Origin of the sequence: Pseudomonas sp. Z003-0.4C(8344-21), assembly GCF_900104975.1 — a bacterium.
Classification (GTDB): Bacteria; Pseudomonadota; Gammaproteobacteria; order Pseudomonadales; family Pseudomonadaceae; genus Aquipseudomonas; species Aquipseudomonas granadensis.
In genome coordinates this window covers 3607963-3624905 of the sequence record NZ_LT629756.1, presented here as the reverse complement: position 1 = coordinate 3624905, position 16943 = coordinate 3607963, and the positions used below count along the sequence as shown (strand labels likewise).

Annotated in this window: 19 protein-coding genes and 1 pseudogene; 6 read left to right on the top strand and 14 right to left on the bottom strand. The window is 60.3% G+C overall.

Annotated features, from left to right (window positions below):
• Positions 1-237: 237 nt before the first annotated feature.
• Genes BLU24_RS16430 through BLU24_RS16405 form a run of 6 tightly spaced genes read right to left on the bottom strand, consistent with a single transcriptional unit; the run spans position 238 to position 5667 of the window.
• Entirely contained in the window at positions 238-2181 is a 1944-nt protein-coding gene (locus BLU24_RS16430; protein WP_093101855.1) for a response regulator, read from the bottom strand.
• Positions 2171-3046, bottom strand: a complete 876-nt coding sequence (locus BLU24_RS16425; protein WP_093101854.1) for a sensor histidine kinase — start codon at positions 3044-3046, stop codon at positions 2171-2173. The genes BLU24_RS16430 and BLU24_RS16425 overlap by 11 nt, the downstream gene beginning before the upstream one ends.
• Positions 3039-4052: an ATP-binding protein gene (locus BLU24_RS16420; protein ID WP_093106755.1), complete on the bottom strand. Its 1014-nt coding sequence runs from the start codon at positions 4050-4052 to the stop codon at positions 3039-3041. Before BLU24_RS16420 ends, BLU24_RS16425 begins: the two co-directional genes overlap by 8 nt.
• Complete coding sequence (locus tag BLU24_RS16415) at positions 4049-4453, bottom strand: anti-sigma regulatory factor (RefSeq protein ID WP_090283198.1); 405 nt, start codon at positions 4451-4453, stop codon at positions 4049-4051. Before BLU24_RS16415 ends, BLU24_RS16420 begins: the two co-directional genes overlap by 4 nt.
• Entirely contained in the window at positions 4450-4812 is a 363-nt protein-coding gene (locus BLU24_RS16410) for an STAS domain-containing protein (protein ID WP_090283199.1), read from the bottom strand. Before BLU24_RS16410 ends, BLU24_RS16415 begins: the two co-directional genes overlap by 4 nt.
• A 3-nt stretch (positions 4813-4815) precedes the next feature.
• Positions 4816-5667: an STAS domain-containing protein gene (locus BLU24_RS16405; protein ID WP_093101853.1), complete on the bottom strand. Its 852-nt coding sequence runs from the start codon at positions 5665-5667 to the stop codon at positions 4816-4818.
• 259 nt (positions 5668-5926) lie between these two features.
• Here BLU24_RS16405 and BLU24_RS16400 point away from each other — a divergent pair, with 259 nt between their 5' ends.
• Entirely contained in the window at positions 5927-6190 is a 264-nt protein-coding gene (locus BLU24_RS16400; protein ID WP_090288508.1) for a hypothetical protein, read from the top strand.
• A 57-nt stretch (positions 6191-6247) separates the two neighbouring features.
• Here BLU24_RS16400 and BLU24_RS16395 read toward each other — a convergent pair whose 3' ends face one another.
• Positions 6248-6769: a DUF4142 domain-containing protein gene (locus tag BLU24_RS16395; RefSeq protein ID WP_090283201.1), complete on the bottom strand. Its 522-nt coding sequence runs from the start codon at positions 6767-6769 to the stop codon at positions 6248-6250.
• A 203-nt stretch (positions 6770-6972) separates the two neighbouring features.
• Here BLU24_RS16395 and BLU24_RS16390 point away from each other — a divergent pair, with 203 nt between their 5' ends.
• Positions 6973-7227 (top strand): DUF465 domain-containing protein, encoded by a 255-nt coding sequence (locus BLU24_RS16390; RefSeq protein ID WP_041478686.1) that lies wholly within the window; start codon positions 6973-6975, stop codon positions 7225-7227.
• Positions 7228-7325: 98 nt separating this feature from the next.
• The gene (locus tag BLU24_RS27815) at positions 7326-7490 is read left to right on the top strand and encodes a hypothetical protein (RefSeq protein ID WP_172833276.1); all 165 of its coding nucleotides are present in this window, start codon (positions 7326-7328) and stop codon (positions 7488-7490) included.
• 132 nt (positions 7491-7622) lie between these two features.
• On the opposite strand, the gene BLU24_RS16385 is transcribed toward BLU24_RS27815, so the two are convergent.
• From BLU24_RS16385 to BLU24_RS16375, 3 genes and pseudogenes are all read right to left on the bottom strand, one after another.
• Positions 7623-8639: an SMP-30/gluconolactonase/LRE family protein gene (locus tag BLU24_RS16385; protein ID WP_442965785.1), complete on the bottom strand. Its 1017-nt coding sequence runs from the start codon at positions 8637-8639 to the stop codon at positions 7623-7625.
• Positions 8640-8695: 56 nt separating this feature from the next.
• Positions 8696-9842 (bottom strand): annotated as a pseudogene (locus tag BLU24_RS16380) (sterol desaturase/SRPBCC family protein).
• A gap of 111 nt (positions 9843-9953) precedes the next feature.
• Positions 9954-10817, bottom strand: coding sequence for a LysR family transcriptional regulator (locus tag BLU24_RS16375; RefSeq protein ID WP_090283206.1), 864 nt, complete (start codon positions 10815-10817; stop codon positions 9954-9956).
• Positions 10818-11224: 407 nt separating this feature from the next.
• Between BLU24_RS16375 and BLU24_RS16370 the strand changes: the two genes are divergently transcribed.
• Positions 11225-11701 (top strand): antitoxin Xre/MbcA/ParS toxin-binding domain-containing protein, encoded by a 477-nt coding sequence (locus BLU24_RS16370; protein ID WP_090283207.1) that lies wholly within the window; start codon positions 11225-11227, stop codon positions 11699-11701.
• The gene (locus BLU24_RS16365) at positions 11698-12201 is read left to right on the top strand and encodes an RES family NAD+ phosphorylase (RefSeq protein ID WP_093101851.1); all 504 of its coding nucleotides are present in this window, start codon (positions 11698-11700) and stop codon (positions 12199-12201) included. The genes BLU24_RS16370 and BLU24_RS16365 overlap by 4 nt, the downstream gene beginning before the upstream one ends.
• Positions 12202-12290: 89 nt before the next feature.
• Here the strand turns inward: BLU24_RS16365 and BLU24_RS16360 are convergent, their stop codons facing one another.
• Positions 12291-12608 (bottom strand): SCP2 sterol-binding domain-containing protein, encoded by a 318-nt coding sequence (locus BLU24_RS16360; protein ID WP_016774477.1) that lies wholly within the window; start codon positions 12606-12608, stop codon positions 12291-12293.
• 62 nt (positions 12609-12670) lie between these two features.
• Positions 12671-13381, bottom strand: coding sequence for a histidine phosphatase family protein (locus BLU24_RS16355; protein WP_090283210.1), 711 nt, complete (start codon positions 13379-13381; stop codon positions 12671-12673).
• A 204-nt stretch (positions 13382-13585) separates the two neighbouring features.
• On the opposite strand from BLU24_RS16355, the gene sohB reads away from it, so the two are divergent.
• Entirely contained in the window at positions 13586-14617 is a 1032-nt protein-coding gene (sohB, locus tag BLU24_RS16350) for a protease SohB (protein ID WP_093101850.1), read from the top strand.
• Between the two features lie 69 nt (positions 14618-14686).
• On the opposite strand, the gene BLU24_RS16345 is transcribed toward sohB, so the two are convergent.
• Entirely contained in the window at positions 14687-15181 is a 495-nt protein-coding gene (locus BLU24_RS16345; protein WP_090283212.1) for a DUF934 domain-containing protein, read from the bottom strand.
• Entirely contained in the window at positions 15165-16823 is a 1659-nt protein-coding gene (locus BLU24_RS16340) for a nitrite/sulfite reductase (protein WP_093101849.1), read from the bottom strand. The genes BLU24_RS16345 and BLU24_RS16340 overlap by 17 nt, the downstream gene beginning before the upstream one ends.
• Between the last annotated feature and the right edge of the window lie 120 nt (positions 16824-16943).

The following is a 16943-nucleotide window of genomic DNA, read 5'->3' as shown; positions in this document are numbered from 1 at the left end:
GCGCCATCGCTGGCAAGCCAGCTCCCACAGTAATCCTTGGTGTAGCCGAAAATTGGTGCACGCCGCCAATCCCTGTGGGAGCGAGCCTGCTCGCGAAGGCGTCCGTCCAGCCAACTCATCTGCAGCTGACACAATGCTTCGCGAGCAGGCTCGCTCCCACAGGGAAAGGGGGGTGTCGGCTATTCCTGCACCACTGCAAAACTGTGTGGGAGCTGGCTTGCCAGCGATGGCATCAGCTCAGGCCCCATCCAGCGTGCGGCGAACCTTGTCGAGCAGTTCGTTGATCTGGAACGGTTTGACCAGCATGTCCATGCCCGTGCCAAGGAACACCTGGCGGTTGAGCGCGGTTTCGGCGTAGCCGGTCATGAACAGGATCGGCAACCCTTCGCGCCAGCCACGGGCGACATCGGCCAGTTCCCGCCCGCTCATGCGCGGCAGGCCGACGTCGGTCAGTAGCAATTGAATTGACGGATCATTCTGCAAACGCTCCAGCGCCGATTCGACATCGACCGCCTGAGTGCAACGATAACCGGCATCTTCCAGCACTTCGGTGACGAACAACCGCACCGTGGCCATGTCTTCGACGATCAGCACGTGCTCGCCGCTGCCTGTGGCGTCGGGCAAGGGCGCCGGTGTGTCGGCCCCGGTCGGGTCGTTGGTGCCGGGGAGCATGATGGTCACTTCAGTGCCACGCCGGGCAACGCTGCGAATGTGCGCGTCACCGCCAGACTGGCGGGCAAAACCGTAAATCGTCGACAGGCCCAGCCCGGTGCCCTGACCCAGCGGTTTGGTGGTGAAGAACGGTTCGAACACTTTGTCGATCACGTTGTGTTCGATGCCAGTGCCATCGTCACGCACCGACAGGGCCACGTACGCGCCATCGGCCAGATTCGGATCGCCATGGGAATAGGCGGCGTACGTATTCACCCAGATATTGCCGCCCGAGGGCAGGGCATCGCGGGCGTTGATCACCAGGTTCAGCACTGCGCTTTCCAGCTGCACCGGGTCGACCAGGGCAATCGCCGGTTTATTGGTCAGTTCAAGCTTGAGGGTGATGCGCTCGCCGATGGTGCGCACCAGCAGTTCCTCCAGCGAGCGAACGTGCTCATTGATGTCCACCGGCCTTGTGTCGAGCGGTTGCTGACGGGCAAACGCGAGCAGGCGATGGGTCAGCGAGGCCGCGCTCATCGCCGAGTTGAGCGCGGCTTCGGTATAGAACTGGACTTTGTCCAGACGCTCATCGGCGATGCGCTTCTGAATCAGTTCCAGACTGGTGATGATCCCGGTTAGCAGGTTGTTGAAGTCGTGGGCGATGCCGCCGGTGAGTTTGCCCAAGGCGTCCATTTTTTGCACTTGCAGCAATTGCGCTTCGGCGCGCACGCGCTCGGCGACTTCCTTGGCCAGTTGCGTGGTGGTGTCGTCCAGTTGCGCCAGGTGCGAGCGCTCACGGTGGCGGTGCTCGGTGACATCCTCGACGAACACCAGGCTCAGTTCCGGCGTGCGATAGGGCGAGATCTGCCACTGCGTTTCGCGAATCTCACCCTGCACGCTCATGTTCAGCGTGCCTTTCCAGCGCTCGCCGTCCACCAGGCGCATACGCAATTCGTCAAGGATCGTCGATTGATCCTCGGCGAAGCATTCCTGCAGGGCCAGCGGGTTACGGTTGTCGACGATCAGTTGGGCGAACGCATGGTTGCACTCATGCACTTTGAGGCTGGCATCGAGCACGGCAATCGGCGCCGAGACGTTGGCGAAGATTTCGCGAAAGCGCGCCTCGCTTTCGCGCAAGGCGTTTTCCGTGTCGCGTACCCGCAGCAAGGTGCGCAGGGTGGCAAGCAGCACGTCGGGGTCGACCGGGTGAATCAGATAGGCATCGGCGCCCGCGTCGAGGCCGGTGATGATGTCGCCGGTCTGGATCGATGCCGCCGACACGTGGATTACTGGCAGCAGCGCCGTACGCGGGTCGGCACGCAGCAGGCGAACGATATCGAAACCGCTCATGTCCGGCAGGTTGACGTCGAGGATCAACGCATCGAGTGCTTCACTCTCGATCAGGGCCAGGCCGTCGCTGCCGGTGCCGGCTTCCAGCACCGTATAACCGTGGCGCTCAAGGCGCCGGCGCAGCGCATAACGGGTGGCAACGTTGTCATCGACGATCAACAGGCGGATGTCACGATTCATCGACGTTCTCCAGAGCGATCGCCAGCGGGATGATGACAAAGAACGTCGAGCCGACGCCCGGCGTACTTTCGACGCCGACTTCGCCGCCCAGCAACGCGGCGAAACGCTTGCACAGTGACAGGCCCAGACCGGTGCCGCGCAGGCGTTTCTGCAACGGCGAATCGACTTGAGAGAAATCTTCGAACAGGGTGTCATGCAGCTCCGCCGCGATGCCGATGCCGGTATCGCTGACGGCGAAGCGCACACGGTCTTCGCCTTCCATGCGCGCCGACACTCGCACTTCACCGCGAGTGGTGAACTTCAGCGAGTTGGAGATGAAGTTGCGCAGAATCTGCCCGAGCTTCTTGTCGTCTGTGTACAGGCGCGGCAGGCCACGCGGTTCTTCGAAAATCAGGTCGACCGCCGAGGCATCGACGATCGGCCGGAACATCCCGCGCAGGGCCGAGAACAGGTCGAACATGTCGAACCAGGCCGGAGAAATAGTGATGCGTCCGGCCTCGATCTTTGCCAGATCGAGCAGGTCATCGACCATGTCGCTCAGTTCGCGGGCAGCGGTGCTGACGAACGCCACCTGCTTGTGCTGTTCCGGGCTGAGCGGGCCGTCGAGTTCGTCGGCCAGTAAACTGTTGATGCTCAGGATCGAACCCAGCGGCGTGCGGAATTCGTGGCTCATGTACGACAGGAAACGGCTTTTCAGATCCGACGCCTGACGCAGCTCTTCGGCCTGGGTGTCGAGTTCGGCGTACAGCGCCAGCACCCCCTGATTGGTTTCATCGAGTTCTTCGCGCAGCGCGCTGGTTTCGCGCTGCAACTGGTCGATGAGCGCAAGCTGTTCGGCGTGGCTCAAATCGGTCGATTCAGCCATGGCTGGCCTCCAGCGCGACGACCAGCACCGTAACGTCGTCGCGGCCACGACAAAAGTCGCGGTGCAGGACGCTGGCTATCACGGCGGGATGGCGATGCACCAGGCCGGGGTAGTCTTTCAGGTTCCAACGGGACTGTAAGCCGTCGCTGTACATGATCAATAAATGTCCGTTCACGTGAGCATAGTCAAAAGGTTTGGCTTTTCGGTACTGAGCACCGACGATGCCGGGGTGCGAGGCCAGGCCGCGCGATTTTTCCGGGTCGAGCAGGCTGGCGCCGATATTACCGACACCGGCGAACGTCAGGCCATCGCGCTGGCTGTCGAACTGGGCGAACGCTACGGCGCCGCCGCGGGTGCCGAGCATGTCTTGATGCAGATCTTCCATCAACATCACCGGATCGGCAAACGGCGCTCGGGCGAACGCCCGGGCCCCGGCCAAAGCTGCACGTTCGGCGTCTTCGCCATGACCCAGGCCGTCAATCACCAGCGCGCTGATCCGCGACGCTTCATACGTCAGGTGCCAGACATCGCCGCACGCAGGATCGGCATGCAGCGAATGCTGGCTGACGCCAAAACGGATATCCGCCTGACGATCACTGCGAGGGAAGATCCGCGCCAACAGCACGGCGCCACGGTGGTCAGCGTAGACATCGAACGCGTCGGTCTGCCGAGATACCGCCCCGAGACCAATCCCTTGTGTGCCGCCGGTGGAAAAGCCATCGGCCAGACACGCATCGAGATCAAAACCCTGGGCCCGATCTACTGTCTGCATTTCGATGCCGAAGCCGTTGCCCGGTCGCGCCAGTACCCGCAGGTGAAACTCACCGCGCTGGGCATGCTTGAGCACATTGCTGGTCAGTTCCGTCGCGACCAGTGCGACACGGCCGGCATCGTTTTCATCGAAACCATGCTGCTCGGCGAGTTTCTGCGCGGTGCGCCGCGCGTGGCCGATCTGGCTGCTGTCCTCGATCGGCAAAACCTGGGTCAACGACCCGGCAATATTCATGTCCATCGGGTGATCGTTATGCGCGTGCCTTTGCCGGGCTCAGTGTCAAGTTCGAACTCATTGACCAGCCGCTTGGCACCGGTCAGGCCAAGGCCCAGGCCACTGCCGGAGGTCCAGCCGTCGGTCATCGCCAGTTTGATGTCGGGGATGCCCGGGCCTTCATCGCGAAACGTCAGACGCAAGCCGACCCGGCCGTTTTCCTCGAGGATCTGCCAGTCCATGTCGCCGCCGCCGCCGTAGACCATGGTGTTACGCGCCAACTCGCTGACGGCGGTCACCAGTTTGGTCAGGTCGATCAGGCGCATGCCGCATTCAGTGGCGAGCTTGCGCGTGGTCTGGCGGGCCAGCACTACGTCCTGTTCAATGAGAATGGGTTGAGTACCACTGCTGCGCACGGTCATTGCAGGCGCACTCGATCCTGCAGCAGTTTCATTCCACGCTCGACGTTCAACGCGGTGCTGACGCCGGGCAAGGTCATGCCCAGCTCAACAAGGGTGATCGCCACGGCCGGTTGCATGCCGACCAGCACGGTTTCGGCGTCCATGATTTTCGACAAACCGGAAATCGTGCCGATCATGCGGCCGATGAACGAGTCGACCATGTCCAGCGCGGAAATGTCGATCAAAACGCCGCGCGCCGAGGTACGACTGATGCGTTCGGACAGATCGTCCTGCAGGGTCAGGGCGAGCTGGTCATGCATGTCGACCTGAATGGTCACCAGCAGCAGATCGCCCATTTGAAGAATCGGAATACGTTCCATCGGTCAGACCGCTTTGCCGAGGGTGATGCCCAGGCGTGTCAGGGCCAGCTTCAATGCATCGGCCAGATTGGCTTTGGTGACCACGCCTTGCAGGTCCAGGCCCAGGTGCACGATGGTTTGTGCGATCTGCGGGCGCACGCCACTGATGATGCAGTCGGCACCCATCAGGCGAATCGCGGTGACGGTTTTCAGCAAGTGCTGGGCGACCAGGGTGTCCACAGTCGGCACGCCGGTGATGTCGATGATGGCGATTTCCGAACCGGTGTCGACGATGCGTTGCAGCAGCGATTCCATCACCACTTGCGTGCGCTGCGAGTCGAGGGTGCCGATCATTGGCAGGGCGAGGACGCCGTCCCACAACTTGACCACCGGGGTCGACAGTTCGAGCAGCTCTTCCTGCTGACGCTTGATCACTGCTTCGCGGGATTTCTGGAAGGTGCCGATGGTGTGCATGCCGACCGTGTCCATCAGTTCGGAAATTTCCAGCAATTGCTCGGCCAGCAGTGCCGGCTGATCCTGATAATGATTTTGCAGCAGGGCGAACAGCGGGCCCTTCAACGCGAAGATGAAGTTGGCGGTTTGCTGGGAATCCTGGCCGAGCAGGGCGCGGCTTTGCGAGAGCTTTTCAAGGAACTGACGGGTGTCTTCCCAGCCGGCGGCGGCGATCTTGCTGCCGTTGCCATTTTCCAGGCCGGCCAGCAGCAGGCCCAGCAAGTCGCGGGTTTGCTGTGCGATGTCATGTTCTTTGAGATTGCGCGTCGCGCCGCTGGCTTCGAGGCGTTTGGTCCATTCGTTCAACAGTTGAGTCTGGTTGTTCTTGATTGCTTCGACTGTGCTGTTCTGCAGGGCTGCCATGTGCGTGTCGCTCCGTTACGTAAGGGGCCGGCGTGGCGAAATGGCCGGCGCGAATTGACTGACATTTGCCGCTTGAAATAGTTGTTCATCCAGCGGTGAATTTTTCTGCCTGCCGCGTCGAACGCCCCGGTAACTCTAGTCGGCGTGGCAGCAGGCAACGATGTTTTGAACGAATCTACGGCGTCAGGCTTCGAATCTGCATGCCCGACGTTTTCCAGTCGTGCTGGAAGAAGGAGGCAGGACTATGAATGAGGTGGATATGAACGAGCAAGCGCCGCAAACGCAAAATCAGTCCGCGGAATCGATCAATCGCAACGACCCGGCCATCGACCCGCAAACACCAGGGCAAAATACCCCCGCGCCGGCTGAAGAAGGACAGGCGGACAGCGCTGCTGCCGAGGTCGATCAGAAGCAGCATCACAACGATAACAGCAACGACTTCAGCCCCGGCTTCAAGCCCGATCCGGACAGACCTGCGCCGGGCGAGAGCACGGATGCCGACATCGACACCGACGGGGGTTGATCGCCGCACCCAAAAAAAAGCCGCATCCATGGATGCGGCTTTTTATCGCCCGGGCGTTTATTTGCTCGGATACTTGGCTTGCAGCTCTTTGGCATGGGTCAGATGCTTCTCCAGCGCAGGCAGCATTTTTTGCGCGAAGGCCTTCAGTTCTGTCGCCCCCTTGGCCTTGTCATCGGTCACGGTGTTCGCCTGTTTCTTGAACAGCTCGATGGTTTCCTGGTGCGCCATGACCTGATTGTTGGCATAGGCCGCATCGAAGGATTCGTCGCGCATGTCGAGAATCTTTGCCTTGGCCTGTTTGGTCAGGGTCGTGGTGTCAGGAACCTCGATGTCGTTGGCTTTGGCAATCGCCGCCAGCTCATCGTTGGCCTTGCTGTGATCAGTGATCATCTGGTTGGCGAAGGCTTTGATGTCTGCGGACTGACTTTTTTCCAGGGCCAGGCGACTGGTTTCGATTTCGGCGATGCCACCGGCGGCGGCGTTATCGACAAAGTCATTGTCAGTCGCGGCAAAGGCGCTGCCCATGCCGGCCGACAGTGCAACAGCCAGAGCGAGATGACGCAGGTTGAATCCGTCCATTGGGTATCTCCACGCAGGTTTTTGTGAGCGTTAACCAATGGAGCGAACACACCCGCCAAAGGTTTTATCGCATTTACGACAGGGCGACGAACGGCAACCGCTGGTCTGACAGGGTGTCGACAGACGCCTGCGGGTGAGGCCATGCTGATAACGAACCAGCGCATCGGTCGCGTTGGTTGTCGATCAATTGATGGAGGTGTTTCATGCCGGTTTCACATGATCTGTATCAGGACCTGGGTTGCAAGAAGGAAGAGATCGAGCAAAAACGCTCCGAGGATCCGAAGCTGGATTCGCTGCTCAACAAGTATTTCGACGTCGATAAAGCGGTCGTCGAGGCCGAGAACGCCCAGTCCGACGCCCCCACTGACGACGAGCTGAAAAAGCTCAAAGAGAAGCGTGTGATCGTCAAGGAACAGATCGTCGCCCAATTGGCCGGGCAACCGCTGACGGGCCAATAAGTCGCCGACCGGCGGTCACTGACTGACCGGAACGACCCTCGGCAATGGCACCTCGAATATTCAGAGTCCTCCAAACCCGACTCTTGGCGAGGTGCCTTATGAACGACCCCAAATTTCCCAGTGAGGAGCAGGGCGGATTCGACCCGATTCCAACCCGTCCCGAACCGAACAGCCCGGCGCACACCACCGCGCGTCCCGAGAAACCCGTGGAAGAATTGCCCGAGGATGAAGATCCCGAGAAGTTCGACAGGTCCAGCAACTGACAACCACTATCGCCAGCAGGCTGGCTCCCACAGTGGAGTGTGTTGCAAACAGATTTTGTGACCGACCAGGAACCCTGTGGGAGCTAGCCTGCCAGCGATAGCGCCAGTCCATTCAACATGGACCCAGAGGGCTCACTTCAGAGCCGCCTCCAACGGCATCCGCGCCATATGCCGCGCCTTCAACGAGCCGAAATACAACCACTCCCCATACTCGCGCACCGTGGTAATCGGCGAATAATTACCGCTGCTCGCATCCTGCAGATTGGCGATCACCTTGCCCTGCAGATCCAGCCCCAGCACAAAGCCGCGTTTCTCCACCGGTTTGGGCAGCACGGTCAGCGCCCGAACGATCATCTTGCGCACGAACGGATGCTCGGCGGTGCCATCGAGCAAGGCATTGCGCGGCGCATACAAGGCCACCCAGAAACGATTGCTGCCATTGAACGCGAGGTTATCCGGTAGCCCCGGCAAGTTGTCGATGAATACATCATGGGTGCCGGCTTGCGGTCCGCTTAGCCAATAGCGGCTGATGCGGTAGGCGCCGGTTTCGTTGACCAGCACATAGGCGTCATCCGGGCCGAGAGTCACGCCATTGGCGAACTGCAATTTGTCCAGCAACACGCTGGTCTTGCCGGTCTGAAAGTCGTAGCGCAGCAAGCGCCCGTCAGCACCGTGCTCAATGATCGCCTCGCCGTCGTGGCCATAGCCCCAGCGGCTGGAGGCGTCGCTGAAGTAGGCGTAATGCCCGGATTCGTCGATCGCCACGTCGTCGGTGAAACCGAAGACCAGACCGTTGGCCTCGGTGCTCAATGGAATCAAGCGACCTTGCGCGTCGAGGGACAGCAACCCCTTGACCGCATCGGCGATCACCAGCAAACCGTTGGGATGCCGCGCCAGGCCCAGCGGACGTCCACCGGTGTCAGCCAGCACTTTGCGCTCCTGGCCGTCGAGGCTGGTGCGGATCAGTCGGCCGTCATGCAGGCCGGTGATGAGGTAATCGTCTTCCAGCAGTAATGCTTCCGGCCCTTCGATATCGCTCGGGCCGACCTTTACCGCGCTTTTGAGTTTCTGGTTGTCGGCGTAGATGCCTTCTTTCAGCGACGGTGCTGGCGGTGGGGTCCAGGCCAGTGGTTCGACGCGGGTCGGCATCAACAACAGAAAACCGATAACGATGACAACCAGCAATGACAATCCATGTCGTAGCTTCACGCGTGCGTCCTCGCTGAGGCCAGGTACTGTGTGGCCATGTCGCGCAACGCCAGCAACGACGCGGCGGACTCGCGCTCGATACGCCGCTTGAGCAGCAAGCGATTAACGATGCGCAGGGCGAAACCGTCGAAACGATAATCCAGCGTACGCACGAATCGCGTCGTGCCAGCCTCGGCGCTGCATTCATAGGTGAGGTGCAACGACAAGCCCTGATCACCCTGCGCCCGCGCGCACCAGCGGCGGCCCGGGCAGGTACTCGGTGACTTCCCAGCGCAAATGGCCGCTGCGCCCGCCGGCGTTGATGTCTTCCTCGAAACGCGAACCGGCATGCAGCGGCCCTTGTGCGCCGTCGATTTTCCGTGACGAGGGATGCCACTCCGGCCAGCGACTGACGCTGGCGGCATAGGCGAGGACGGCAACCGGGTCGCCAGCGATATCGATCTGGTGCTGCATGCGGGTCATGGGCAATCTCGAATGGCTTGGAAGGGTGTCTTCAGGTTCGCGATAAAGCGTGCCGAACAGGTAATCCATCAGCGGCACAACGATGTTGAAATTGCTTGCTTGCATGTGCTCGCGACGGTGATGCAGTTCATGCAGGCGGCGCATCTGGCGAATCCACGGCAGGCGCGCCAGTGGATGATGTGACGGCAGATGTTCACAGGCGTGAAAAACCTCATACATCAAATAGCCGAGCACCATGCAGCCGCCGAACAGCCCGGCGACGTTGGCGTTGGCCTGTGCCAGCAACCACCACAGCGGGAGGGTGATCAGCAGCGTATGAATCACGACCAGCCACGCCGGAAACAGAATCACCCGCCAGTCGCGCGCGCTGTCGTAGCTCATGTGACCCGGGGTGAAGAAACTGTGGTGATCGCCGGCATGGCGGGCATAGAACATTCTTGCCCAGGCCTTTTTGTGGTGGCCGAGATGACGATGAACCATGTACACGCCGAAGTTGAACAACAGCAGAGTCACCGGCACCGTCAGCCATTCCAGCGGGCTGACCTGCTGCACGCCGCTCCAGAACCCGGCAATCGCCAGCACACCAAACACCAGCACAAACCCACCATGCAGCCATGGGTTGTAGCGCGGATGAACGGCCGCGCGGTAGCGCTCGCGGAACATCTCGGTGGTCTGCCTCACTGCCTCACCTGCGGGTATCGTTGTGATACCCGGCAGAGTAGCCGATCCGGCCATTCGTGCAGGCTCGACCTTGATGGCAGTTGCGCCATCATCCGGTGTAAAGCGTCGGCGTCAGCTCAACGGATTCCAGCGCTGCGACCAGTCGTCATCGGTGCGGATCACTTCGCGCAGCAGGTCGAAGGCTTGCTGCAGGGTTGCCGAGTCACGGTCGCGTGAGTAGACGAGGTAGGTCGGGTAGCCGAATTCCGGGGCTTTGGTCACTGCCTCCAGCGCACCGGTTTCCAGATAGGTGCGCACCACACGGGTCCGGAAGTAGCCGCTGCCGCCGTGTTCGAGGATGTATTGAAGGGCCAGCGGGCCGAGATTGAAGCTCAGCGGCGCCTTGGCTTTTTCCGGCAGCGCGGCGTCGTGCTGGCGGCGGAAGTCCGGGCCCCAGTCGATGTACACGTAGGGATCCGGACGATCGGGCGCGCGCACCAGAATCAGTTTTTCTTCCAGCACTTGCTCGACCTGCAAGCCCGGCCAGTATTCCGGTTGATAGACCAGGGCTGCGTCGAGCACGCCAAGTTCGAGCTGGCGCAGCAGGTTTTCACCGTCGCGGATTTCCATGCGCAGGGCGTGACCGGGGATCTTCTCGCGCAGTTCCGCCGCCCAACTGAGCATCAACGGGTTGCACAGGCTGACTTCGCCGCCGATGTGCAGCACGTTGTGATAGCCCTCGGGCAGCGGCAGGTCGCGGCGTGCGGCTTCCCAGGTTTGCACCAGTTGATTGGCATAGACCACGAAGGCCTCGCCGTTGGGCGTCAGCTTCGCCCCGGCGCGGTTACGCACGAACAGCGTGCTGCCGAGCTGGCTTTCCAGCTTCTGCACCCGCGCGGTGATTGCCGTCTGCGTGACAAACAGCTTCTGCGCCGCCGCGGCGAGGCTGCCATGGCGGACAATTTCCAGAAAGGTGCGAGCGAGATCGATGTCCATGGGTGGGCCGGTGTTTTCAGATGGCGCATTGTACGGACAAAAAAGCCCTCACCCCTAACCCTCTCCCGGAGGGAGAGGGGACTGACAGTTCCCTCTCCTGTGGTAGAGGGCCAGGGTGAGGGCAAATGCAGTCACCGCCGAGCATGGCGTTTCGTTCAGTTCCTACGAAAACGGGCCTGTATCCAGCAGATGAGGGGATATTTCTGACGACTTTTTCAGGTTGGTTGTCGGACGCCTGGCCTATAGCATCAGTCCCGACATTGAAGTCACCGAGCGCACGATCGCTCGGAACCCAGACAAAGGACGGCACTATGCGAATTCCGCTGCTTGAAAGCCACACACCGGCTTACTCCCCTCGCCATTACTGGCGCGACGATCGCGCCAGATGCCCCTCGGAGGACATCGCCATGCCCGCTGCCAAAGCGCCCCGGCTTACGGGCTTGAAGAAGCTCGAGGGCAAGCCGGTCGAGTTATTGCTGCGAGGGCAGGACACTGGCGACGACCCGATGTTGATTCTGCGCTGCACAACCGAAGGGTTTGAACTGCACGACGTCATTAACATGCTCGCCTCCAGCGAGCTCTATCAGCGTGGCGATCTGGTCAAACGCATCACCGGAAGATCGGTCAGAACCGTGCGGCGCCTGCTCAAAGAGGGCACGTCGGTGCGCCTGGACACGCCGCAGAGCATCATCGCGTACCAATACGCCGCTGCGCTGGAATTGGCCACCGAAGTGTTCGCACGCCAGGCCAAGGCCGAGTCGTGGCTGCAACAATCTGCGACCTATTTCTACGGCCATGTTCCGCTCGATCTGGTCGGGCACGCATTGGGGTTCAGGATGGTCGAGGAATATCTGAACCAGATCAAATACGGGGTTTATCAATGAATCCCTTGCCCTGGGATGAACGCTGGTACGCCTGGCGACTGGATCGCGAGATGTACAGCGATACGTGGGATCGCGGCCTGGGTTCGAATCGCCGTGGCGGCCGCTGGAATACACCCGGGCGACGCGTGGTTTATGCGTCAGTCGACCCCTCCACGGCGATCCTCGAAGTGGCCGCCCATGGCGGGTTCGATGCACTGGACGAGGAGCCTCATGTGTTGACCTGTTTTGAGGTCATCCACGAAGCCAGCGTCAGAATCGTGCAACCGGAAGAAGTGCCCAATCCGCATTGGCTGCACCCGATGAAAACCTCGCCCAATCAGCGCCGATTCGCCGACGCCTTGTTGGCCGAGCACCCGTTCGTACTGGTGCCCTCGGTGGCAACTCGCCATTCCTGGAACTTGCTGGTGAGCTGCGATCTGGCAGAGGGGCAATTCAGGATGGTTTCGCAGGAGCGGTTTGGTCTGGATACACGGTTGTTGAAGGATTTGGCTGCTAGCTGAGCAGACGCTCAACTACCAGACACAAGCCGGGCGCTGAAACGACAAATCCCGCCACAAGGGACGGGATTTGCAGATAACCAAGCCGCTTCTTACGAAGGGAACAGCTCGGACAGTTTCATCGACAGCATCATGTCGCCTTCAACGCGCAGCTTGCCGCCCATGAATGCCTGCATGCCGTCGGTTTCGCCGCTGACGATGTCTTTCAGGGTCTGGCTGTCGAGTACCAGCGTGCAGTTGGCATCCGGGTTTTCGCCTTCCTGGATGTCGCAAGTACCGTCCTTGACGATCAGTGCGTACTGCTTGTCTTCGTCGGTGATGTTGAAACCGAAGACCAGATCCAGACCGGCAGCGGCGGCTGGGTTGAACTTGGCTTGCATTGCTTTTACGGCATCAGCTACGGAGGTCATGGTTCGATCCTTTCTTGGGTAATGGTGCTGGTGTTACAGCAAGGGTCACAGTTGTCCGGTACTCAGCGGAAAGTGATGAGTTCCGGAGCCTTCAACAGTTGCAGATGTGCATGACTGTTGAAGGAAGCCAGGGCCACCTCGCGACCACGGAACTTCAGCTGGTTGAGCGAGGTGTTGACGATTTGCCAGTTCAGTTCAAAGGCCTGTTTCGCAGGCATTTGCGTAATGAGGTGGAGCAGGGCAGTAATGGTGCCGCCGGAAGTGAACACGGCGATTGTCTGGTGCTTTTGAGCCAGATCGAGAATCCGGTGGAGCCCGGCGCGTACGCGTTCGACGAAGCCCTGCCAGCTTTCAAGGCCAGGGGTGTCGTAGGTGCCGGCCAGCCAGCGCTCGATGATCAGGGCGAAAATGCGCTGGAACTCGCCACGGTTTTGCGCGGCGTTGCGCAGGATGTCGAGCGCTTCGGGTTCTTCCGGCAGCATCGCCGGGAGCAGAGCGCGGATCACCGCGTCGGCATCGAATTCGTTGAACGCGGAGTCGGTTTCGAGGATCGGCACCGACAGGCCTTTGGCGCTGAATTGCTCCAGTGCACTAGTGGCGGTGTGTTGCTGGCGACGCAGGTCACCGGCGAGGCAGCGATCGAAGCGAATACCCAGTTCAGCGAGATGCTGACCGAGGATTTCAGCCTGGCGCACGCCGGTCGGCGACAGCACGTCATAGTCGTCTGCACCGAAGGAGGCCTGGCCATGTCGAATCAAGTAGATGCTGCCCACGTCCGCGTCTTCCCGGTACGTTGAAGGTTTGGCGAGGTTATGGGGATGGCGGTTAGCTGTCAATGAAAAAACATACGCTTGTTTGAAATGCCCGTTACAGGGGTGTTGCCGAAGGTTTCACGACTGGTCGACAAGGCGACGCATGGGTATGCTGGGGCCATCCCGCGTGTGCCGTAAAACCACGCACTGTTCTAAGGAGTCTCTGTGGAGTTTTTCACCGAATACGCCAGCTTCCTGGCCAAGACTGTCACGCTGGTGATCGCCATTCTGGTGGTGCTGGCCAGTTTTGCTGCATTGCGCAGCAAGGGCCGGCGCAAGTCGGCGGGGCAATTGCAGGTCAGCAAGCTCAACGATTTCTATAAAGGTCTGCGTGAGCGTCTGGAGCAGACGCTGCTCGACAAGGATCAGCTCAAGGCGCTGCGCAAGAGCGAGGCGAAATCCGAGAAAGGCGAGAAGAAACAAAAGAACAAACCCGAGAAGAAATCGCGGGTGTTCGTGCTGGATTTCGATGGCGACATCAAGGCCTCGGCCACCGAAAGCCTGCGCCACGAGATCACCGCGTTGCTGACCCTTGCCACGCCCAAGGATGAAGTCGTGCTGCGCCTGGAAAGTGGCGGCGGCATGGTGCACAGCTACGGTCTGGCCTCCTCGCAACTGGCGCGTATCCGTGAGGCCGGCGTGCCGTTGACCGTGTGCATCGACAAGGTCGCGGCGAGCGGCGGCTACATGATGGCCTGCATCGGCGAGAAGATCATCAGCGCGCCGTTCGCGATTCTCGGCTCGATCGGGGTGGTTGCGCAGTTGCCCAACGTCAATCGCCTGCTCAAGAAGCACGATATCGACTTCGAAGTGCTGACTGCCGGTGAGTACAAGCGCACCCTGACCGTGTTCGGCGAAAACACTGACAAGGGCCGGGAGAAGTTTCAGGAAGACCTGGATATCACCCATCAATTGTTCAAGAACTTCGTCGCCCGCTATCGCCCACAACTGGCGATCGATGACGTGGCAACCGGTGAAGTCTGGCTCGGCATCGCGGCACTGGACAAGCAACTGGTCGATGAACTGAAGACCAGCGACGAATACCTGGCAGACCGAGCGAAAAAAGCCGAGGTCTATCACCTGCACTACGCCGAGCGTAAAAGCCTGCAGGAGCGTATCGGCATGGCCGCGAGCGGTTCAGTCGATCGCGTGCTGTTGAGCTGGTGGAGCCGTCTCACGCAGCAACGTTTCTGGTAATCCGGCAGGCATAAAAAAACGCCGGTCACATGACCGGCGTTTTTATGTCCGCAGCAAAAGCCCTGAGGCTTATCGGCGACGGAACAGCGGCAGCGGTTCGTCAGTCGCGGCCTGGTAGGTCACCGAGAAGTCCTTGAGACCTTCCAGCGCTTCGTACGGATCTTTGTCGGCGCGAATGGCAAAGGCGTCGAAACCGCAGCGATGCATGTAGAACAGTTGATCGCGCAGCACGTCGCCAATCGCACGCAATTCACCTTTGAAACCATAGCGATCCCGCAGCAGGCGCGCATTGGAATAGCTGCGGCCGTCGGTGAAAGCCGGGAAGTTCAGGGCAATCACCTGGAATTCATTGACCACTTCACCGATCTCTTCGGCTTCTTCGTCGGCGTCCAGCCAGACGCCCAGACCGCCGTCGCGAGCCTTGAGCATGCGGCTGTGCTCGCGCCACAGTTGCAATGGAACGATCAGATCGTCGCAATTGCTGATCTCGTCAATGTTGAAATCCTTGGGCAGCAGGTGCCAGGTTTCGTCGACGACTTCGTTGTTCTTAATGATTCGCTGCATAGACGCGTTCCTTGAAGAGGTCGATGCCAATACGCTGATAGGTGTCGATAAAGCGCTCGTCTTCGGTGCGTTGTTCAACGTACACGTCGATCAGTTTAGAGATCACGTCAGGCATGGCATCCTGAGCGAAGGACGGGCCGAGGATCTTGCCCAGGCTCGCGTCACGGCTGGCGCTGCCACCGAGAGAAACCTGATAGAACTCTTCGCCTTTCTTGTCCACGCCGAGGATGCCGATGTGGCCGACGTGGTGGTGACCACAGGCGTTCATGCAACCGGAGATGTTCAGGTCCAGCTCACCGATATCGAACAGGTAGTCCAGGTCGTCGAAACGACGCTGGATCGATTCGGCGATCGGGATCGACTTGGCGTTGGCCAGCGAACAGAAATCACCGCCAGGGCAGCAGATGATGTCGGTCAGCAAACCGATGTTCGGCGTGGCGAAACCTTGTTCGCGCAATTCGCCCCACAGGGTGAACAACTGGCTCTGCTCGACATCGGCAAGAATGATGTTCTGCTCGTGGGAGGTGCGCAATTGACCGAAGCTGTAGCGCTCGGCCAGGTCGGCGACGGCATCGAGCTGCTTGTCGGTGATATCGCCTGGCGCCACGCCGGTCGGCTTCAGCGACAGGGTCACGGCGACATAGCCCGGTTTCTTGTGCGTCAGGGTGTTGCGGCTGCGCCAGCGGGCGAAACCTGGATGCTCTTTGTCCAGATCGGCCAGCTGCGTGGTCTGGTTGTCCAGCGCCTTGTAGTCCGGGTCGACAAAGTGCTTGGCCACACGCTGCAGTTCAGCTTCGGTCAACGTGGTCTGGCCACCGCGCAGGTGCTCCATTTCCGCATCGACTTTCTGCGCGAACACTTCAGGTGTGAGCGCCTTGACGAGGATCTTGATCCGCGCCTTGTATTTGTTGTCGCGACGGCCGTAGCGGTTGTAGACCCGCAGGATGGCGTCGAGATAGCTCAACAGGTCCTGCCACGGCAGAAACTCATTGATGAAGGCGCCAACCACCGGCGTACGACCGAGGCCACCGCCAACCAGCACGCGGAAGCCCAGTTCGCCGGCGGCGTTGTACACTGGCTCAAGACCGATGTCGTGGACTTCAATGGCGGCACGGTCAGTGGTTGAACCATTGACGGCAATCTTGAATTTGCGCGGCAGGTAAGCGAATTCAGGGTGGAACGTAGTCCACTGGCGAATGATTTCGCACCATGGACGCGGGTCGATCACTTCATCAGCGGCGACACCGGCGAACTGGTCGGTGGTGACGTTGCGCAGGCAGTTGCCGCTGGTCTGGATGGCGTGCATCTGCACGGTGGCCAGCTCAGCCAGAATGTCCGGAATGTCTTCCACCGCCGGCCAGTTGAACTGCACGTTCTGCCGCGTACTGATGTGGGCGTAGCCCTTGTCGTAGTCGCGGGCAATTTTGGCCATCATGCGCACCTGACGCGAGGTCAGTTGGCCGTACGGCACGGCGACGCGCAACATCGGCGCGAAACGCTGGATGTACAGGCCATTTTGCAGGCGCAGGGGGCGGAATTCTTCTTCGCTCAGCTCACCTGCCAGATAGCGTCGGGTCTGATCACGGAACTGCTTGACGCGGTCCTCGATGATCCGCTGATCGTACTCGTCGTATACGTACATATAAGTCCTGTTCTCAGGCTTTGGGCTACTCGGAAAACGCTGCGTTTTCGCTTGCTGGAGTCCGATTGTGCCTCTGCAATTCTGCGCGCACGGCCGCGCACTCCCTGACGGAGCCGGGGC